Source organism: Nocardioides sp. CFH 31398 (assembly GCF_022436705.1).
In the GTDB taxonomy this organism is placed as follows: domain Bacteria; phylum Actinomycetota; class Actinomycetes; order Propionibacteriales; family Nocardioidaceae; genus Nocardioides.
This window is the reverse complement of sequence record NZ_JAKUHT010000029.1, coordinates 55,093-74,987: the sequence shown is the minus strand read 5'-3', so window position 1 is coordinate 74,987 and position 19,895 is coordinate 55,093. Positions and strand designations below refer to the sequence as shown.

Sequence of the window (19,895 nt, the reverse complement as noted above, 5' to 3'; positions counted from 1 at the left end):
ACGCGGAGCCGCGGGCGCCCTTCGACAGGCTCAGGAACCACGGCTCCGCTGCTCGACCACCTCCCGCCTCCTAGGCCGGGATCACCTTGGCCAGGAACTTCGTCCGCACCATCACCCAGATGACCGCCAGGACGACGGTGTGGACGACCAGGCCCTGCCACCAGCTGGTGCGGTCGAGGCCGGGGACGTTGCCGACGGCGAGCACGAAGAACACGTGGACGATGAACACGTAGAGGCTGACCCGGCCGAGCGGGACGAGGAACCAGCCGAACGCCGCGGCGATCGGCTTCCACACGCAGGTCAGGATCGCGTAGGCGACGACGATGACCAGGACCAGGTCGATCAGGCGGCCGCCCTGGAGCTCGGTGCGCTGGTAGAGGTTCGGGTAGAGCCAGTCGTACGCCGAGCCGTGCTGCAGCCACAGCAGGCCGAGGGTGGCGGCGTACGCACCGAGGGCGACGCCCACCGCGACCTTGCCGACCCGGGAGGTCAGCGCGCGGGTGATCTCGCGGCGGTACTTGCCGACGACCAGCCCGACGCAGAACGGCACCTGCCACACCGCGAGGGGGAAGACGTCGTCGAACTGCGAGGGGAGCAGGTCGAGACCGACCCAGTGGTCCAGCCCGTAGAGCGCGGCGCTCCCGAGCAGCACCGCCCACCAGAAGCCCCGCTGGATCGCCCACATCAGGGCCGGCACCAGCAACGACAGGACCACGAACAGGCCCATGATGTTGAAGACCCACGGCCCCATCTCGAGCAGCAGCAGCTGCCGGACGGCGTACCACGGCGGCGGGTAGTCGAAGAGCCGCGGCGCGTTGACGTACAGGTCGTAGACCTGCCCGGCGGCCTCGGGCCCGGCGGAGCCGGTGCCGCGGTCGGTGAACGTGGTGATGACCGAGGCGTCGACGAACGGCACGAGCGAGATCAGGAAGACCAGGACGACGACGACCAGGGCGGTCACGTACTGCTTGCGGGCGCGGCGCAGGGCCTGGACCGCGGCGACGTACTCACCCTGCCGGCGCACCGCGACGGGGTAGACCATCCCCAGCACGATCCCGGACAGCAGCACGAACAGCTCGGCGCCGGTGATCGCGCCGATGGCGTTGAGGGCGACGTAGCTGTACGGGCCTGCGACCTCGATGTGGGTGATGACGACGGCACAGATGATCCAGCCGCGCAGCAGGTCGAGGCGCTGGTCGCGCGGGTCGTCGGGCGTCGGGTAGCGCCAGGACGGCACCAGCCGTCCGAGGAGCCCGGACAGCACGAACGCGAGGAACGCCGCGACGACGAGCGCGGTGATCCACCCCATCTGGTCGCCGGCGTCGATGCGGTCGGTGAGGTACTGGTTGGTCGCCTCGTTCGACGCCTCCTGGTCGATGACGCGGGTGACCGGGCCGAGGTCGACCCCGGCGGCGCGCAGGTCGGTGCGCAGCGCCCCGGCGAGCGCCCGGGTGTGGGTGACCCGCCAGTCGACGACGGTGTCGCCGGTCTCGGCCTCGGCCCGCCGCACCTCGAGCCAGGTGATCAGCTCGATGTTCGGGTACGCCGCGGCCGTGTCGGGGTCGATCACCTGGCGCCACCAGGAGCGCTTGATCTCCTCGGGGCCGTCGTCGCCCGAGGCCTCGGGGTCGTAGAACGCGCCCGTGCGGACCGACATCGGCAGGTCGTACGCCGCGGAGAACCGGTCGTAGAAGCTCTCGCGGGTGCGGTCGTCGCCGTAGCCGGCGGCCTCCTCCAGCCGGGCGGCGTACGCGCCGGGCTCGGGGACCGTGTTGGTCTCCTCGTCGATGCCCTCGGTCTCGTCGTCGGTCTCGCCGTCGTCGAGGCGCACGCCGTAGTGGTAGACGCTGAGGCCGACCCAGTCGACCGCGTCCTCGCCCGGGAAGTACGGGCCGTACGGGTCGTCGGCGGCGTCCACGAGCCCGTCGCCCGTGGTGTCGAGGCGCGCCAGGTCGCGGGAGCCGAGGCCCTCGATGCGACCGGAGCTGCCGGTGAACGGGTAGCCCGAGCCGTACGACGGCGCCCACACCATGACGGCGTCCGGCGCGCCGGCGTGGACGACGTCGGCCAGCTCGCGGAAGGCGTCGACGTACGCCGACGGCTCCTGGCCCCACGGCGTCCAGGAGGCGTTCATCTCCGGTGCGAAGCGCAGGAGGACCGTCGTGTCGTACTGGTCGTGCACGTCGACGAGGACGTCGACGAGGGCCTCGGCGTCGTCCGCGGTGAGCTCCTCCAGCGCGACCGACGGCTCCAGGGTCAGCTCGGCGAGCGCGCCCTGCTGGGCGGCCTGCTGCGCGAACTGCTCGACGACGGTGACGTCGGCGCCGGACAGCGGGTAGGCGGCCAGCTGGGCGTACGCGGAGGGGCGGGCGCCGAGCCGGTCGGCGTACTGCGCCGCCGAGTCGTCGGTCCAGTCGAGCTGAGGGCCGAAGTACGGCCCGCCCGACGGCGCCGGGACCGGGTCGGCCGCCGCCGCGGAGGCCGGGCCGGCGGGGAGGAGCGCGAGGAGGACCAGGACGGCGCCCGGCAGGGCGGCGAGGCGACGCAGGAGCGTGGTCACGACCCGTCACCCCGCTCCCAGCGCAGCCGCCAGCGGTTGGTGTCGCCGTCGCGGCGGTAGTGCAGCTCGTCGGTGACGGCGACCGCCATCGCGAGCCCGCGCCCGCTGACGGCGTCCGCGCCGGGCATCGTCGCCGCGCCCGGGTCGACCGTCAGCTCGGTGCCGTCGTCCGCGACCTCGGCGACGACCTCCCGGCCCGTGACGCGGAGCTGCACGACGACCTCGCCGCCGCGCCGGCCCGCGAGGGCGTGCTCGACGACGTTGCCGACGACCTCGACCAGCGCCGTCTCGACCCGGGTGCGGTCGGTCGGGGAGACGTCCGGCGCGTCGCGCCACACGTCGGCGAGCTCGCGCCCGACGGCGTCGACGCTCTCGACCCGGCCCGGCAGCCGCACCGAGCGCACCAGCTCGGCGTCCATCAGAACGCGCTCTCCACGCTGTCCCGCGGGCGCAGGACCTTGTCGAGGTTCGTCAGCGACAGGATCGTGGTGACCTGCTCGGAGGGAGCGGCGAGACGGAGGTCGCCGCCCGCCTGCCGGGCGGACTTGAGCCCGGCGATCAGCGCGCCGAGGCCGGAGGAGTCGACGAAGCCGGTCCGGGACAGGTCGACGACGATCCGCGACGTGCCGCCGCCGATGAGGTCGGCGACGTGTCCGGAGAACCGCTTGGCCGAGACCATCGTCAGGCGGTCGAGCGGGCGGACGACACCGACGCCCTCGTCGGTGACGGTGACCTCGAAGTCGCTCACGGCGTGCTCCCTTCCTGGGGGTGTTCCTGGGGATCCGGTTCTGGGTCGGGACCGCGGTAGAGCACGGCCTGGATGACGACGCTGAAGATGAGGAGGTCGAAGAGGACCCACGCCACGTTGGCCCACACCCCGAGGGGGTCGGCCTGCCCGACGGCGAGGCGGACCATGCCGAGGGCGACGGCGACCACGAGGGCGCCGATGACGATGAGCTGCGGCTTGACCAGGTGCCACTGCGGCCCGTCGGTGACGGGACGCTCCTTGGGCGTGACCGAGAAGTCGAGGTGCCGGCCGAGGAACACGTTGCCGAAGGCGGAGGTCACCGACTTGATCCAGGTGGGGAAGAGCACCAGCGAGTACTGCTGCCCGCGCCAGGTCGGCACGCCCTTGCCGACGACGAGGAACATCAGCTGGTTGACCACGAGGAACGGGATCAGGCGGGCGAAGAACTCGCTCGACAGCGACTGCACCGGCAGCACGCCGAAGCACAGGTAGACCACCGGCGCGGTCACGTAGACGACGGCCGCGAAGCCCGAGAGGTAGCTCCACATGGTGGAGAAGTACATGAGGCGCTGCGGGACGCTGAGCCCCTTCACGAACAGGGGGTTCTCCCGGAACATCACCTGCATCGTGCCCTGGGCCCAGCGCAGCCGCTGGGTGAGCATGGAGCCGAGGTCCTCGGGCGCGAGGCCGTGGGCCAGGACCTCGTGGTGGTAGACCGAGCGCCAGCCCATCGCGTGCATCCGCATCGCGGTGGCCATGTCCTCGGTGACCGAGATGGTCGCCAGCGGCATGACGGGCTGGGCCTCGTCGTCGCGGCTCATGTCGACGGCGCTGATCAGGGCCTTGACCGTCTCCAGGGCCCCGAGGGGGGACCACTCCCGTCGTGTGACCCGGTCGAGGGCGACCTCGTCGAGGACGGCCAGCGGGCTCGACTCCTCCGCGATGGCGCCCTCGAGGCCGGCGATGACCTCCAGGTCGGCGCGGAGGGCGGTGAGGTCCTCGGCGACGAGCCGGTCGGTCACGGCGTCGATGCGCTGCTGGAAGCCGTAGGTGACGTCGGCGAGCGCGGCGCCCGCGTCGAGCTCCGCGCGGGCGTGGCGGACCTCCGCCGCCACCTCGTCGATCGCGGCGCGCAGACGGTGGTCGTCGGGGTCGAGGTCGTCGCGTGCGTTGGCCAGCACCGCGTCGGAGGTCTTGAGCGCCCGGCGCACGGCGGTCTCGACCTCCTGGGCGTACCGGGAGACGCCGAGCTGCATGAGCGCCTCGCGGCGCAGGACGGCGTTGGAGCCGCAGAAGAACGCGGCGTTCCAGCCGTCCTTGCCCTGCTGGATCGGGCCGTAGAAGAGCGGCGCCTGGCTGCCGAGCGGGTCGGACCTCGGGACGTTGACGAAGTACTGCGGGGTCTGCACCAGCGCGACCTCGGGGTCGGTGAACCAGCCGAGGGTCTTGTCGAGGATCTCGGGGGCCGGCACCTGGTCGGCGTCCAGGATGAGCAGGAACTCGCCCTCGGTCTGCATGAGGGCGTTGTTGATGTTGCCCGCCTTGGCGTGCCGTGGCCGGTCCACCCAGTCCTCGCTGCGGCGGATCCAGCCGATGCCGTGCGCCTCGGCCCAGTCGTGGAGCTCGGTGCGGGAGCCGTCGTCGAGGATCCAGGTGCGGTGCGGGTGGTGGATGTCGCGGGCGGCCAGCGCGGTGCGCTGCACGAGGTCGAGCGGCTCGTTGTAGGTCGTGACGAAGACGTCGACGGTCGCGTCCGGGGGAGGTGGGGGCGCCTCGCCCCGGCGCTTCACCTTCCACACGGTCGTCCCGAACAGCAGGGCGTCGATGATGCTGTACGTCTCGGCCACGACCAGCGGGACCGCGATCCACCAGGCGTTCCAGTTGACCGAGAACAGCCAGCGCCAGACGACGTAGTTGACGCCGAGCACGACGGTGAGCAGCACCGCGACCCGGATGAGCCACTGGGGTGCGGGGGAGGGGGGACTGTCCCGAGACACCCCTGAACCCTAGGTAGTTACAAGGGACTTGTTCGCCGAATCGCCAGAACGGTGACGTCGTCCCGTGCGGGGTCGGTCTCCGCGAGCTCGGCGACCCGCTCGACGAGCGCCCGGGGGTGCTCGGCGGCGAGCGCGAGACGGGCGATCTCGCCGAGGGAGTCCATCGTCCCGCCCAGCAGGTCGAGCAGGCCGTCGCTGGTCAGCACGAACCAGTCGCCCGGCTCGAGCCCGACGGAGGACTCGGTCCAGGTCCAGTCCGCGGTGATGCCGAGGGGCAGGTCCCCGCCCCGCAGCTGCTCCACCGCCCCGTCGGCGCGGCAGACCAGGGCGAGGCCGTGGCCGGCGTCCACCCAGCGCACCTCGCCCCGACCCGGGTGCGCCCAGGCGACGAACCCGGTGACGAAGGCGTCGGAGGCCGCCAGGTCGCTGACCAGCAGCGCGTTGACCGCGGAGACCACCGTGCCGAGGTCGGCACCGTCCTCGTGCCGCCCCCCGCGGCCCTGCGCGTACGCCGTCGCCTCGGCGCGCAGCGAGGCGCGCACGGTGGCGGTGAGGATGGCCGCCCCGGTGCCCTTGCCCATGACGTCGGCGAGCGCGAGGAGGTGCCCGGCGTCGCCGAAGCCCGCGTGGTCGTAGAAGTCGCCGGAGACGACGGAGGTGGGCAGGCAGACGGCCGCGGCGTCGTACCCGTCGAGCACGAGCGGCGGCGGCAGCAGCGCCTCCTGGACGGCGGTCGCGCGCTGCGCCTCGCCCTCCGTCTGGAGCTCGGTGTCCACCCAGCGGGCCAGCTCCCGCAGCAGCTGGGCGTCGCGGTCCTCCCAGGGCCGCAGCCGGCGGTCGGCCAGCGCCAGGGTGCCGATCGCGGTGCCGTGGGCGTCGTGCACGGGGTGACCGGCCCAGAACCGGACCCGCGGCGCGCCGACGACCGTGGGCGCCCCGGCGTACGTCGGGTCCTCGCGGGCGTCGGGCACGACCAGCAGCTCCCCGGACTTCACGCACGCGAGGGAGAAGTCGTCGCTCGCCGGTGGCTGCGGCACCTGGGGGATCCGGGTCAGCGACTTGAAGAACGTCCGCTCGCCGTCGACGAGCGTGATCGAGGCGATCGGGACGTCGAAGAGCACCAGCGCGAGCCGGGTGAACCGGTCGAAGCGCTCCTCGGCCGGGGTGTCCAGCAGGTCCAGGGCGTCGAGCCCGCGGCTGCGCCGCTCCGGCTCGGCTCCCGCCTCGGGCGTCACGAGAAGTCCGCGGACGCCCGCCTGGCAGCGTCGAGGAACATCCTGCGCGAGGCCAGGTCGGACTCGAGGCGCTCGGCCTTCTTCTCGTCCCCGGCCGCCCGGGCCTGCTCCTGCTCGGCCTCGAGGCCGGTGATGGCCGCCTCCAGCTTCGCGACGAGGTCACCGGCCCGGGCCGACTTCTCGGGGTCGGACCGCGACCACTGCGAGTCCTCGGCCCCCCGGATGGCGGACTCGACGGCGCGGAAGCGCCCCTCGAGCTCCTTCATCCGGTCCCGGGGCACCTTGCCGGCCTCGTCCCAGCGGTCCGCCAGGTCGCGGAAGGCGCGCTTCGCGGCGTCGAGGTCGGTCACCGGCACCAGCGCCTCGGCCTCGACCAGCAGGGCCTCCTTGACCTCGGCGTTCGCCGCGAACTCCTCGTCCTGGGCGCGGTTGGCGGCGTCGCGGGCGCCGAAGAACTGGTCCTGTGCGCCGCGGAAGCGCCGCCACAGCGCCTCGTCGACGTCGCGGGGCGCCGGGCCGGCGGCCTTCCAGTCCCGCATGAGGTCGCGGTAGCGGCCGGACGTCGGGCCCCAGTCGGTCGAGCCGGCCAGCGACTCGGCCTCGGCGGCCAGGCGCTCCTTGACGACCCTGGCGCCCTCCCGCTTGGTGTCCTGCTCGGCGAAGTGGGCCTTCCGGGCCTTCGTGTACGCCGTGCGGGCGCCGGAGAACCGCTTCCACAGGGCGTCGTCGGTCGGCCGGTCCAGCCGCGGCAGCGCCTTCCACCGCTCCAGCAGCTCGCGCAGGCGGTTGGCGCCGTGGCGCCAGTCGTTGCCGGCGGCGATCTGCTCGGCGGCGGCGACGATCTCCTCCTTGCCGGTGCGCGCCTCGGTCTGGGCCCTGGCCTTCTCGGCGCGCTTCGCCTCGCGCTGGGTGGCGATCACCTCGCCGAGCGCGTCGAGGCGGCGCAGCAGGCCGTCGAGGTCGCCGACCGCGTTCGCGCCGTCGACCTGGCCGCGCACCCGGGCGACGGCGGCGGCGGCCTCGTCCGGCCCCACCACACCGCCCCGGACCCGCTGCTCGGTCAGCTCGACCTCGAAGGCGAGTCCGTCGTAGCGCTCGGTGAAGAACGCCAGGGCCTCCTGGGGTGTGCCGGCCGGGTAGGAGCCGACGGCGCGCTCGCCGTCCGCCGTCCTGACGAAGACCGTGCCCTCGTCGTCCACCCGGCCCCACTCGTGGCTGGTCACCGCATCATCGTATCGAGAGCCGGGCCCGTGGGCGTCGGCTCCGTCCGCACACCGCATCGGTAGTGTGCGGCGGGTGCTGATCGCAGGCTTCCCCGCCGGACCCTGGGGCACGAACTGCTACGTCGTGGCCACCGGCGACCGCAGCGAGTGCGTCGTCGTCGACCCCGGCAAGGACGCCGCCGACGGGGTGGCCCAGGTGGTCCGCGAGCGGGGCCTCAAGCCCGTCGCCGTCCTCGCGACGCACGGCCACCTGGACCACGTCTGGTGCGTGACCCCCGTCGCCGGGGCGTACGACGCGACCGCCTGGATCCACGGCGAGGACCGGCACCTGCTCACCGACCCGCTCGCGGGGATGAGCGCCGACACGCGGCAGATGATGCCGCAGCTGCTCGGGGGCAGGGAGCACACGTGGGTCGAGCCGGACGACGTCCGCCTGCTCGACGACACCACCACCCTGGAGCTCGCCGGGATCACCTTCACCGTCGACCACATGCCCGGCCACACCCGTGGGTCGGTGACCTTCCGCACCCCCCACCCCGAGCAGGGCGTCAGCGAGGTGCTGTTCGCGGGTGACGTGCTGTTCGCCGGCTCCATCGGCCGCACGGACCTGCCGGGCGGCGACCACGCCACGATGCTGCGCACCCTGGCCGACAAGGTGCTGCCGCTGGACGACGACGTGGTCGTGCTCCCCGGTCACGGCGAGCAGACGTCGATCGGCCGCGAGCGCGCCACCAACCCCTACCTGCTCGACCTCCAGCGCGGGGACGACGCCGGACGAGTCACCCGAGGTCTGTGAGTCGATGAGCAAGCCCACCCCGCTCAGCGGGTTCCCCGAGCTGCTGCCCGCGCAGCGCGCCGTGGAGCAGCAGGTGCTGGACACCCTGCGCCACGTCTTCGAGCTGCACGGCTTCGCCGGCGTCGAGACCCGCGCCGTCGAGCCGCTCGACGTGCTGCTGCGCAAGGGCGACACCGCGAAGGAGGTCTACCTGCTGCGGCGCCTCCACGAGACCTCCGCGGACGGCCACGCCGGCCTCGGCCTGCACTTCGACCTCACCGTCCCCTTCGCGCGCTACGTGCTGGAGCACGCGGGGCACCTCGAGTTCCCCTTCCGCCGCTACCAGGTGCAGAAGGTGTGGCGCGGGGAGCGGCCCCAGGAGGGCCGGTTCCGCGAGTTCACCCAGGCCGACATCGACATCGTCGGGCGCGGCGAGCTCGGGACCCACCACGACGCCGAGGTCGCGCGCGTCATGGTCGACGCGCTCCGTCGCCTGGACTTTCTGCCCGGGTTCACGCTGCAGGTCAACAACCGCAAGGTCATCGCCGGCTACTACGCGGGCCTCGGGATCACCGGCGGCGAGCTCGTCGACGAGGTGATGCGCCAGGTCGACAAGCTCGACAAGCTGCCCGTCGAGTCCGTCCGCGGCGAGCTCGTGGGGCCCGTCGGCCTGGACGACGCCACGGCCGAGCGGGTGCTCGCGCTCGCGGCCGTCCGCGCCACGGACGCCGCCGCGCTCGAGGCCGACGTCCGCGCCCTGGGGGTCACCGACCCCCTGCTCGAGGAGGGCCTCGCCGAGCTGGTCGGCGTGCTCGGCGCCTGCGCGGGGCTGGTCGACGACCGGGTCTCGGTCGTCGCCGACCTCTCGGTGGCCCGCGGGCTCGACTACTACACCGGCACCGTCTTCGAGACCCGCCTGCGCGGCTGGGAGTCGCTGGGCTCGATCTGCTCGGGCGGGCGCTACGACGCCCTCGCGACCGACGGCAGGACGACGTACCCGGGTGTCGGCATCTCGTTCGGCGTCAGCCGCGTCGTCGTCCCCCTGCTCGCCCGCACGGGTCTCGCGGCGGACCGGGCCGTGCCGAGCGCCGTGCTGGTCGCGCTGCCCGACGAGGCGTCCCGGGCCCACGCCGACGCCGTGGCCGACCGGCTGCGGGCCCGCGACGTCCCCTGCGAGGTGGCGGCGACGCCGCAGCGGTTCGGCAAGCAGATCCGCTACGCCGAGCGGCGCGGCATCCCGTACGTCTGGTTCCCCGCGCCCGCCGGCACGGACGGGGAGACGACGGAGCACGAGGTCAAGGACATCCGCAGCGGCGAGCAGGTCACGGCCGACCCCGACACCTGGACCCCACCCACCGAGGACCTGCGCCCCCGCGTGCAGGCGAAGGAGCAGCAGTGATCCGCACCCACGACGCCGGAGCCCTCCGCGCCGAGCACGTCGGCCAGACCGTCACCCTCGCCGGCTGGGTCGCCCGCCGCCGCGACCACGGCGGCGTCGCCTTCCTCGACCTGCGGGAGGCGTCCGGCGTGGTGCAGGTCGTCGTCCGCGACGAGGAGGTCGCCGGCAGCCTGCGCAGCGAGTACTGCGTGAAGGTGACCGGGGAGGTCGTCGCCCGCAAGGAGGGCAACGAGAACCCCGCCCTGGCCACCGGCGACATCGAGGTGGTCGCCACCGACCTCGAGGTGCTCAGCGCCAGCGCCCCGCTGCCGTTCCCCGTGGACGACGCCTCCGGCCACGCCGGCGGCGAGGTGGGGGAGGAGGCGCGCCTGCGCCACCGCTACCTCGACCTGCGTCGCGCCGGGCCCGCCCACGCGCTGCGCCTGCGCAGCAAGGTCAACGCCGCCGCCCGCGGGGTGCTGGCCTCCCACGACTTCGTCGAGGTCGAGACGCCCACCCTCACCCGCTCCACGCCGGAGGGCGCCCGCGACTTCCTCGTGCCCGCCCGCCTGCGGCCGGGGTCCTGGTACGCGCTGCCGCAGAGCCCCCAGCTGTTCAAGCAGCTGCTGATGGTCGGCGGCCTCGAGCGGTACTACCAGATCGCGCGCTGCTACCGCGACGAGGACTTCCGCGCCGACCGCCAGCCCGAGTTCACCCAGCTCGACGTCGAGATGAGCTTCGTCGACCAGGACGACGTGATCGCCCTGTCGGAGGAGATCCTCGCCGCCCTGTGGCGCCTGGTCGGCCACGAGATCACCACGCCGATCCCGCGGATGCCGTACGCCGAGGCCATGGCCCGGTTCGGCACCGACAAGCCCGACCTGCGGATGGGCCAGGAGCTCGTCGACTGCACCGCGTTCTTCGCCGACACCCCGTTCCGCGTCTTCCAGGCGCCGTACGTCGGGGCGGTCGTCATGCCCGGCGGGGCGGACCAGCCGCGCCGCACGCTCGACGCGTGGCAGGAGTGGGCCAAGCAGCGCGGCGCCAAGGGCCTGGCCTACGTCCTGGTGCAGCCCGACGGCGAGCTGACCGGCCCGGTCAGCAAGAACATCAGCGACACCGAGAAGGCCGGGCTGGCCGCCCACGTAGGCGCCCAGCCGGGGGACTGCGTCTTCTTCGCCGCCGGCCCGCCCAAGACCTCGCGGGCGCTGCTCGGCGCCGCGCGCCTGGAGATCGGCCACCGCCTCGGCCTCATCGACACCGACGCCTGGAGCTTCGTGTGGGTCGTCGACGCGCCGCTGTTCGAGCCGGCGTCCGACGCCCAGGCCGCGGGCGACGTCGCGGTCGGCTCGGGCGCCTGGACCGCCGTCCACCACGCCTTCACCAGCCCGCAGGACCTCGAGACCTTCGACGTCGACCCCGGCGAGGCACCGGCGTGGGCCTACGACATCGTCTGCAACGGCAACGAGATCGGCGGCGGGTCGATCCGTATCCACCGTGAGGACGTCCAGAAGCGCGTCTTCGCGGTGATGGGGCTCTCCGAGGAGGAGGCGACCGAGAAGTTCGGCTTCCTGCTCGACGCCTTCGCCTACGGCGCCCCGCCGCACGGCGGCATCGCCTTCGGGTGGGACCGGATCGTCGCGCTGCTGGCCGGGGCGGACTCGATCCGCGAGGTCATCGCGTTCCCGAAGTCCGGCGGCGGCTACGACCCGCTGACCGCCGCGCCGGCGCCCATCAGCCCCGAGCAGCGGCGCGAGGCGGGTGTCGACGCGAAGCCGAAGGCACCTCAGCCCGACGCCGCGGCGGGGTCCTCAGCGGGCTCCTAGCAAGGACCGGCGCGAGACGCAATCGTTATTCCGCAGTGATCCTGTCTCGATCCGCGCCGGTCTAGGCTCACCACGCGCCACCGGGGCGCACGGTCATTCGGGTGACGAACACGAGGTGAGCATGACCCTGCCGCAGGCGGAGGTGCAGACGCAGTCGACGGAGCCCCCCGGGGCCCCCCAGTCGGCGCCGAAGGCCATCGCCGGCAAGTCGCCGACCCGCATCGCCTTCGACCGGCTGCGTCGCGACTGGCTGGCCATGGCGTCGCTGCTCGTGGTCCTCGTCTTCGCGGTGATCGCCGTGTTCGCGGGAGCCATCGCGAACCTGTTCGGCGTCTCGCTGGAGACCCCGCTCGCCTCGGAGCGGATCAACCTGATCAGCCAGCTGCCGCTGGAGGGCCCGCCCTTCGGGGGCTTCGACCCCGAGCACCCCTTCGGCGTCGCGCCCCGCGTGGGCACCGACAACCTCGCCGTGTGGCTGTACGGCGCGAGGACGTCGATGATCATCGCGGCGTCCGCGGCGGTGCTGTCGACCGTGGTCGGCGTGATCGTCGGCCTGCTGGCCGGCTACCTGGGCGGCGTGGTCGACCGGGTCCTGATGTTCGTCACGGACCTGTTCCTGACCATCCCGTTCCTGCTGGCCGCGCTCGCGCTGGCGCCGATCCTGTCCGACCGGTTCGGCACCGACCCCCAGCGGCTGGGGGAGATCCAGTTCTACTCCGTCATCGCGGTGCTGACGCTCTTCGGCTGGATGACGATGGCCCGCCTGATCCGCGGCGAGGTGCTGTCGCTGCGCGAGCGCGAGTTCGTGCAGGCCGCCCGCGCGATCGGCGTCCCCACCCACCGGATCCTCCGCAAGGAGATCCTCCCCAACCTGGTGGCCCCCATCGTGGTCGCCTTCTCCCTGGCCCTGCCGGCGTACGTCGCCGCGGAGGCCGGGCTGTCGTACCTCGGCATCGGCGTCGTCGACCGGCCCTCGTGGGGCCAGACCGTCGCGGGTGCCGTGCAGTGGTTCGACGTCTACCCGCAGTACCTGTGGCAGCCGGTGATCGGGATCGTCCTCCTGGTCATCGCCCTCAACCTCCTGGGCGACGCGATCCGCGACGCCCTCGACCCCAAGACCAGGCGCTGACGCCTGCTCCGATCTTCGAGGCGCCAGAAGCGTTCTCGGGAACGCGGACGCGGCATCCACACCGCGACCGACCATCACGACAAGGAAGGCTGGACATGAAGCGCAGCAAGTCCATGGCTGCGGTCGCAGGAGCGGCAGCGTTGTTCACGCTGGCGGCATGCGGCGGCGGCGGCGGTGGAGGCGACCAGCCTCAGGCCGGCGAGGGGTTCCAGGAGGGCGGCGCCGCGGGCGAGCTCAAGGACCCCGAGGCACAGGGCCCCGCGGAGCCCATCGAGGGCGCCGAGGAGGGTGGCACGCTGAACGTGCTCCTCCCGCTGCCCGACGAGGGCCCGACGACCCTGGACCCCACGGCCGGGTGGTCGGTCACCGACAACTCGATCCTGCAGAACCTCGTCTTCCGGTCGCTCACGACCTTCAAGTACGACTACGAGACCGACGAGATGGTGCTGGTCCCCGACCTCGCCACCGACCTCGGCACCCCGAACGACGACTTCACCGAGTGGACGTTCACGATCAAGGACGGCATCCGCTGGGAGAACGGTGATCCCGTCACCGCCGAGGACGTCGCCTTCGGCATGAAGCGCTCGCTGTCGGAGTCGGCCGACCTGCAGGGCCCCGGCACGAAGTACTCGAAGACGTACTTCGCCGGCGGCAAGGACTACGCCGGCCCGTACGAGGACGGCGAGGACTTCCCGGCCATCACGGTCGACGGCAGCGACATCACCATCGAGATGTCCCAGCCCTTCCCGGAGATGGACTACTGGGGCTCCTTCATGGCCATGGGCCCGGTGCCCTCGGGCCCCGAGGGCGAGGCTCCCGGCTACGGCAACGCGCCGCTGGCCACCGGCCCCTACAAGGTCGCCGAGTTCCGCGCCGGGGAGATCCTCCGCCTCGAGCGCAACGACGAGTGGGACCCCAACACCGACGCGTCGCGCCACCAGTACCCGGACGAGTACGTGTTCGAGTTCGGCCAGGACACCACGGCCAGCGACCAGGTCATGCTGAACAACACCGCCGACTCCGAGACCACGGTCCTCACCGCGCTCCAGGGCTCGTCGTACCAGCAGGCCACCGAGAACCTCGGTGACCGCGTCGTGCCGGCCTCGCAGGCCTGCACCTCGTTCTGGAACCCGGACTACGAGAAGATCGACGAGATCGAGGTCCGCCAGGCCCTCGCCTTCGCGTACCCCTACGAGGACGCCGCCGCGGCCGCCGGTGAGATCCCCGGCCTGACCCGTACCTTCGGCGAGCCGATCCTGCCCCCGGGCATGGCCGGCCGCGAGGACTACGAGGCGATCCCGGGCGAGACCATCGAGACCGACCCGGAGCGTGCGCGCGAGCTGCTCGCCGAGGCCGGCTACGAGCCCGGCGAGTACGAGATCCGCTTCTCCTTCACCAACTCCACCCCGGAGGGCCGTGCGGCCAAGGAGCAGATCGAGACCGCCCTCGAGGACGCGGGCTTCGCCACCCAGGCGTTCGGCTACGGCGGCTCGCCGTACGACGTGTGGACCGACCCGGACAACAACATCTACCAGGAGCTGAACGTCCGCGGCGTCGCCTGGTGCTCGGACTGGCCGTCGGCCTCGACGTTCATCCCGGCGCTGTTCGAGAGCGGCCAGGAGTACAACACCGGCAACTTCTCCGAGCAGGAGGTCGACGACCGCATCGGCGAGATCTCGTCCCTGCCGGTGGAGGAGCAGCCCGCCGCGTGGGCCGACCTCGACCGCACCATCCGTCAGGACTACTTCCCGACCCTGACGCTCGGCTACCTCAACAACCTGTTCGCCTACGGCGAGCGGGTGGGCAACTTCCAGAACGACGCCGCCCAGGGCTTCCCGAACTGGCGCGACATGTACGTCGTCCCGGAGTGACCGGCCTGAGCTAGCAGCACCACCTCGCACCAACCCCGTCGTGTCCGGTCGGCCCTGAGCCGGCCGGGCACGACGCCCGTCGGGCGGACGGGCGCCGGAGGATCCCGGTGTCCCGTCCGCCCGCACCGAGCCCCAGGAGCGACATGTTCGCGTTCATCGTGAAGCGCCTGCTGGCCGGCCTCCTCGTGCTGAGCACGCTGGTCGTCAGCATCTTCCTGCTGTTCTGGTACGGCCCGCGCAGCCCCGTCCAGGGCCTGTGCGAGCAGCGGACGAACAACCGCTGCACCGCGGACTTCCGCGCCCAGCTGGAGGAGAACTTCGGCTACAACAACCCGATGCTCTCCGAGCTCGGGAAGTACGTCGCCGGCATCTTCACCGGCCGCGACATCCAGCTCGGCGCGAACACGTTCGTCGAGTGCTCCGCCCCGTGCCTCGGGCTGTCCTACCGGACCTTCGTGCCCGCGTTCGACGAGCTCGTGCGCCGCCTGCCGGCCACGATCAGCCTCGCGGTCGGCGCGGCCGTCATCATCCTGCTCGTCGGCGTGACCAGCGGCGTCCTCGCCGCCCGCCGTCGCGGGACCGTCGCCGACAAGGCGCTGGTCAGCGCGACCCTGCTGATGAGCTCGATCCCGTACGTGCTGTTCGCACTGCTCGTGTACCTCTACCTCAACGTCATCAACGAGGTGTTCCCCGAGGCGGGCTACACCCCGCTGACGGAGAACCCCGTGGCGTGGCTGAGCGGCCTGCTGCTGCCGTGGCTCGCGCTCGGCTTCTACAACTCGACGCAGTACACCCGCTTCTCCCGGGGCGCGATGATCGACGCCCTGTCGGAGGACTACATCCGCACCGCCCGGGCCAAGGGCCTGAGCTCGCGGACCGTGACGTTCAAGCACGGCCTGCGCTCCGCGCTCGTGCCGATCGTGACGATCTTCGGCATCGACTTCGCGTTCCTGCTGGCCGGTACGATCTTCACGGAGATCATCTTCGGCATCAACGGCATCGGTCGCTGGGGCCTGGAGGCCATCCAGATCGAGGACTTCCCGGTGGTGCAGACCACCGTGCTCTTCGGTGCCATCGTGGTGATCGTGGCGAACATCGTGGTCGACATCCTCTACGGGGTGCTCGACCCCCGAGTGAGGATCTCGTGAGCACCGACACCGGAGTCACCACCGGCGCCGCCGGCGCCGCCGCGGCGGGGGAGCGCCTGCTCGAGGTCGAGCACCTCACGGTCAAGTTCCCCACCGCCGACGGCCTCGTCAACGCGGTCACCGACCTCTCCTACGGCGTCGCGCGGGGCAAGACCCTGGGCATCGTGGGCGAGTCCGGCTCGGGCAAGTCGGTGTCGTCGATGGCGGTCCTCGGGCTGCACGACCCCCGGCGCACCCGCATCGAGGGCTCGATCCGCGTCGACGGCCAGGAGGTCATCGGCCTGTCCGAGGCCAAGCTGCGCCGCATCCGCGGCAACAGCGCGGCGATGATCTTCCAGGACGCGCTGGCCTCGCTGCACCCGTTCTACCGGGTCGGCAAGCAGCTGTCCGAGGCGTACGCCGCGCACCACCCGAAGGCCAGCGCGCGCGACGCCCGCCGCAAGGCGATCGAGATGCTCGACCTCGTCGGCATCCCGCAGCCCGACCGGCGCGTCGACGACTTCCCGCACCAGTTCTCCGGCGGCATGCGCCAGCGGGCCATGATCGCGATGGGCCTGATCAACGACCCGTCGCTGCTGATCGCGGACGAGCCGACCACGGCGCTCGACGTGACCGTGCAGGCGCAGATCCTGGACCTGCTGGGCGACCTGCAGCGCGAGTTCGACTCCGCGATCATCATCATCACCCACGACCTCGGCGTCATCGCGGAGATGGCCGACGAGGTGCTCGTCATGTACGCCGGGCGCGCGGTCGAGTACGGCGCCACCCGCGAGCTGCTGACGCACCCGGAGATGCCCTACACCTGGGGGCTCCTGTCGAGCGTGCCCGACGTGTCGGGCGACGTGGACGCCCGGCTGCTGCCGATCCCCGGCAACCCGCCGAGCCTGCTGGACCCGCCGTCGGGCTGCTCGTTCCACCCGCGCTGCGTCCACCGGGACAAGGTCCCCGGCGACCTGTGCACCACGACCATCCCGGACCTGAGCCCCGGCGGTCGCGGGCCCGGCCACCTGAAGCGGTGCCACCTCGCCGACCCGGAGCGGATCTACGCGACCGAGATCCTGCCCGAGATCGCGCCCGACCTCGCCGACGGTGCTCCCGCGGCCCCCGCGGCCGCCCCCACGAACAAGGAGGCGTGATGGTCTCGGTCCAGAAGGACGCCGACGCCACGCTCACCCGCCACCGCAGCGGCGGCGAGCCGGTCCTCGAGGTCGAGGACCTGAAGATGTACTTCCCCGTGAAGTCCTCGGGGCTGGTGCGCCGCACCGTCGGCCACGTCCAGGCCGTCGACGGCGTCTCGTTCCAGGTCCCCGCCGGCGGTGCGCTCGGCCTGGTGGGGGAGTCGGGCTGCGGCAAGTCGACGACCGGCCGGCTGATCACGCGGCTGCACGACCCGACGTCCGGGGCGATCCGGTTCGAGGGGACCGACCTGGCGAAGCTGAGCCCGCGGCAGATGAAGCCGATGCGGCGCGACGTCCAGATGATCTTCCAGGACCCGTTCAGCTCGCTGAACCCGCGTCACACGGTCGGGGCGATCGTCTCGAGCCCGCTGGTGACCCACGACATGGTGCCGAAGAACAAGGTGCTGTCGCGGGTCCAGGAGCTGCTCGAGGTCGTCGGGCTCAACCCCGAGCACTACAACCGCTACCCGAACGAGTTCTCCGGCGGCCAGCGCCAGCGCATCGGCATCGCCCGTGCGCTCGCCCTGCAGCCGAAGCTGCTCGTCGCCGACGAGCCGGTCTCGGCGCTGGACGTGTCGATCCAGGCGCAGGTCGTGAACCTGCTGGACGACCTCCAGAAGGAGTTCGGGATCGCGTTCCTCTTCATCGCGCACGACCTCGCTGTGGTGCGTCACTTCTGCCCCGAGGTGGCGGTGATGTACCTCGGCAAGATCGTCGAGATCGCGGACCGGGAGACGCTCTACAACCGGCCGCACCACCCGTACACCCAGGCGCTGCTGTCAGCGGTGCCCGACGTCCGTCAGGCCGCCGTCGGCGGGCGCCGCGAGCGCATCCGCATCGAGGGCGACGTGCCGAGCCCCATCAACCCGCCGTCCGGGTGCCGCTTCCGCACGCGGTGCCCGCTGGCGAAGGAGATCTGCGCGCGCGTCGAGCCCCCGCTCATGCAGATCGGGCGCCGCCATAAGGTCGCGTGCCACTTCCCGGGCGAGCTCGGCAAGCACCCGGAGGAGCCCGTGACCGCGCGCCTGCTCGGCGTGGACGACCAGGGCAGCCCCGACCCGGGCGGCTCGCCGACGGACCTGGGCAACCCGCCCGGCTTCGCCGACACCTGGTTCGACCTCGACAAGCGCCAGATGGCCGGGGCGACCTCCAGGTCCACGACGCAGGACGCCGGCTGAGCGGCGACGGTCTCTTCGACGTCCCGGGGGCTCCCTCCACGGGGCCCTCCGGGACGTCGGGCTCCGCCGGGTCCCTCGGCGCCAGCGACCATGCCTCGGCGCCCCTCGCCGTCCGGATGCGCCCGCGCACCCTCGACGAGCTCGCCGGGCAGTCCCAGCTGCGGGACGCCGGGTCGCCGCTGCACCAGCTCGTCGAGGGCGACGCGTCGATGTCGCTGCTGCTGTGGGGACCTCCGGGCACGGGCAAGACCACGATCGCCTCGATCCTGTCGCGGCAGACCGACCGGCGGTTCGTGGAGATCTCCGCGGTGGCCGCGGGCGTCAAGGAGGTCCGCGCCGCCATCGACGCCGCGCGGCGCGACCTGGTCGCGACCGGCACCGAGACGGTGCTGTTCGTCGACGAGGTGCACCGGTTCAGCAAGGCGCAGCAGGACGCCCTGCTGCCCGGCGTGGAGAACCGCTGGGTCACCCTCGTCGCGGCGACCACGGAGAACCCGTTCTTCTCCGTCATCTCCCCCCTGCTCTCCCGCAGCCTGCTGCTGCGGCTGGAGTCGCTCACCGACGACGACGTGGGCGGGGTCCTCGACTCCGCGCTGGGCGACGAGCGCGGCCTGGGTGGCACGGTCGATCTCGCGGACGACGCCCGCGGCCACCTCGTCCGCCTCGCGGGGGGCGACGCCCGGCGCGCGCTGACCTACCTCGAGGCCGCGGCGCGGGCGGCGTCCGCGCGGGGCCTCGACGTGATCGACCTCGACACCGCCGAGGCCGCGGTCGACGTCGCCGCCGTCCGCTACGACCGCCAGGGCGACCAGCACTACGACGTCACGAGCGCCTTCATCAAGTCGGTCCGCGGCTCCGACGCCGACGCCGCGCTGCACTACCTGGCGCGGATGATGGAGGCGGGGGAGGACCCCCGCTTCATCGCCCGCCGCCTGATCATCCTGGCCAGCGAGGACATCGGCCTCGCCGACCCGACGGCGCTCACCACCGCGGTCGCCGCGGCCCAGGCGGTCGCGCTCATCGGGATGCCCGAGGGCCGGCTGACCCTGGCCCAGGCGACCATCGCCCTCGCCGTCGCTCCGAAGTCGAACGCGGTCACCACCGCCATCGGCGCGGCCAGCGCCGACGTGCGTGCCGGCAAGGTCGGCCCCGTCCCCTCCCACCTGCGCGACGCCCACTACTCGGGCGCGAAGAAGCTGGGCCACGGCTCGTCGTACGTCTACAGCCACGACGCGCCGTACGGCATCGCCCAGCAGCAGTACGCCCCCGACGTCGTCGCCGACGCCACCTACTACCAGCCGACCGCCCTCGGCGCCGAGGGCGCCGTCAAGGAGCGCTGGGAGCGCGTCCGCCGCCTCATCCGCGGCACACGAAGCGCGAGTCGGCCCGAACGCACCCCGTAGGGACGCCGAGTCGGCCCGAACGCACCCCGTAGGGGCGCCGAGTCGGCCCGAACGCACCCCGTAGGGGCGCCGAGTCGGCCCGAACGCACCCCGTAGGGGCGCCGAGTCGGCCCAAACGCACCCCGTAGGGGCGCCGAGTCGGCCCGAACGCACCCCGTAGGGGCGCCGAGTCGGCCCAAACGGACCCCCGTAGGGGCGCCGAGTCGGCCCCAACGCCCGCACCGTGTGTCACCCGCTGGGGCCACG

General features: G+C 72.6%; 15 protein-coding genes. 9 read left to right on the top strand and 6 right to left on the bottom strand.

The window, feature by feature from the left end; all coding sequences use genetic code 11:
* Positions 1-70 precede the first annotated feature (70 nt).
* Genes opgC through MJ876_RS19005 form a run of 6 tightly spaced genes read right to left on the bottom strand, consistent with a single transcriptional unit; the run spans position 71 to position 7,763 of the window.
* Positions 71-2,560, bottom strand: coding sequence for an OpgC domain-containing protein (gene opgC, locus MJ876_RS22385; protein WP_240236665.1), 2,490 nt, complete (start codon positions 2,558-2,560; stop codon positions 71-73).
* Positions 2,557-2,979: an ATP-binding protein gene (locus MJ876_RS19025; RefSeq protein WP_240236666.1), complete on the bottom strand. Its 423-nt coding sequence runs from the start codon at positions 2,977-2,979 to the stop codon at positions 2,557-2,559. The genes opgC and MJ876_RS19025 overlap by 4 nt, the downstream gene beginning before the upstream one ends.
* A complete protein-coding gene (locus MJ876_RS19020) occupies positions 2,979-3,308 on the bottom strand; it encodes an STAS domain-containing protein (RefSeq protein WP_240236667.1) in 330 nt (109 codons plus the stop codon). The genes MJ876_RS19025 and MJ876_RS19020 overlap by 1 nt, the downstream gene beginning before the upstream one ends.
* On the bottom strand, positions 3,305-5,305 hold the full coding sequence (locus tag MJ876_RS19015) for a glycosyltransferase family 2 protein (protein ID WP_240236668.1): 2,001 nt from the start codon (positions 5,303-5,305) through the stop codon (positions 3,305-3,307). Before MJ876_RS19015 ends, MJ876_RS19020 begins: the two co-directional genes overlap by 4 nt.
* Before the next feature lie 17 nt (positions 5,306-5,322).
* Positions 5,323-6,540 (bottom strand): PP2C family protein-serine/threonine phosphatase, encoded by a 1,218-nt coding sequence (locus tag MJ876_RS19010; protein ID WP_240236669.1) that lies wholly within the window; start codon positions 6,538-6,540, stop codon positions 5,323-5,325.
* Entirely contained in the window at positions 6,537-7,763 is a 1,227-nt protein-coding gene (locus MJ876_RS19005; protein WP_240236670.1) for a DUF349 domain-containing protein, read from the bottom strand. Before MJ876_RS19005 ends, MJ876_RS19010 begins: the two co-directional genes overlap by 4 nt.
* Positions 7,764-7,836: 73 nt before the next feature.
* On the opposite strand from MJ876_RS19005, the gene MJ876_RS19000 reads away from it, so the two are divergent.
* From MJ876_RS19000 to MJ876_RS18960, 9 genes are all read left to right on the top strand, one after another.
* Entirely contained in the window at positions 7,837-8,559 is a 723-nt protein-coding gene (locus MJ876_RS19000) for an MBL fold metallo-hydrolase (RefSeq protein WP_240236671.1), read from the top strand.
* A 4-nt stretch (positions 8,560-8,563) separates the two neighbouring features.
* Positions 8,564-9,937 carry a histidine--tRNA ligase gene (gene hisS, locus MJ876_RS18995; RefSeq protein WP_240236672.1) on the top strand — a complete coding sequence of 458 codons (1,374 nt, stop codon included), beginning with the start codon at positions 8,564-8,566 and terminating at the stop codon, positions 9,935-9,937.
* Positions 9,934-11,742 (top strand): aspartate--tRNA ligase, encoded by a 1,809-nt coding sequence (aspS, locus tag MJ876_RS18990; RefSeq protein ID WP_240236673.1) that lies wholly within the window; start codon positions 9,934-9,936, stop codon positions 11,740-11,742. Before hisS ends, aspS begins: the two co-directional genes overlap by 4 nt.
* 121 nt (positions 11,743-11,863) lie before the next feature.
* Positions 11,864-12,871, top strand: a complete 1,008-nt coding sequence (locus MJ876_RS18985) for an ABC transporter permease (protein ID WP_240236674.1) — start codon at positions 11,864-11,866, stop codon at positions 12,869-12,871.
* Between the two features lie 95 nt (positions 12,872-12,966).
* Positions 12,967-14,742 (top strand): ABC transporter substrate-binding protein, encoded by a 1,776-nt coding sequence (locus MJ876_RS18980; RefSeq protein ID WP_240236675.1) that lies wholly within the window; start codon positions 12,967-12,969, stop codon positions 14,740-14,742.
* 143 nt (positions 14,743-14,885) lie between these two features.
* Positions 14,886-15,890, top strand: coding sequence for an ABC transporter permease (locus tag MJ876_RS18975; RefSeq protein ID WP_240238822.1), 1,005 nt, complete (start codon positions 14,886-14,888; stop codon positions 15,888-15,890).
* The gene (locus MJ876_RS18970) at positions 15,887-17,026 is read left to right on the top strand and encodes an ABC transporter ATP-binding protein (RefSeq protein WP_374202471.1); all 1,140 of its coding nucleotides are present in this window, start codon (positions 15,887-15,889) and stop codon (positions 17,024-17,026) included. Before MJ876_RS18975 ends, MJ876_RS18970 begins: the two co-directional genes overlap by 4 nt.
* Positions 17,026-18,246, top strand: a complete 1,221-nt coding sequence (locus MJ876_RS18965) for a dipeptide ABC transporter ATP-binding protein (protein WP_240236677.1) — start codon at positions 17,026-17,028, stop codon at positions 18,244-18,246. The genes MJ876_RS18970 and MJ876_RS18965 overlap by 1 nt, the downstream gene beginning before the upstream one ends.
* 116 nt (positions 18,247-18,362) lie before the next feature.
* Entirely contained in the window at positions 18,363-19,649 is a 1,287-nt protein-coding gene (locus tag MJ876_RS18960; protein WP_308192601.1) for a replication-associated recombination protein A, read from the top strand.
* Positions 19,650-19,895: the final 246 nt, after the last annotated feature.

Bases quoted from the DNA above. Each gene is read 5' to 3' on its own strand.
- MJ876_RS19025 (WP_240236666.1), bottom strand. From the start codon at position 2,979: ATGGACGCCGAGCTGGTGCGCTCGGTGCGGCTGCCGGGCCGGGTCGAG.
- hisS (WP_240236672.1), top strand. From the start codon at position 8,564: ATGAGCAAGCCCACCCCGCTCAGCGGGTTCCCCGAGCTGCTGCCCGCG.
- MJ876_RS18985 (WP_240236674.1), top strand. From the start codon at position 11,864: ATGACCCTGCCGCAGGCGGAGGTGCAGACGCAGTCGACGGAGCCCCCC.
- MJ876_RS18980 (WP_240236675.1), top strand. From the start codon at position 12,967: ATGAAGCGCAGCAAGTCCATGGCTGCGGTCGCAGGAGCGGCAGCGTTG.
- MJ876_RS18975 (WP_240238822.1), top strand. From the start codon at position 14,886: ATGTTCGCGTTCATCGTGAAGCGCCTGCTGGCCGGCCTCCTCGTGCTG.
- MJ876_RS18965 (WP_240236677.1), top strand. From the start codon at position 17,026: ATGGTCTCGGTCCAGAAGGACGCCGACGCCACGCTCACCCGCCACCGC.
- MJ876_RS18960 (WP_308192601.1), top strand. From the start codon at position 18,363: ATGCGCCCGCGCACCCTCGACGAGCTCGCCGGGCAGTCCCAGCTGCGG.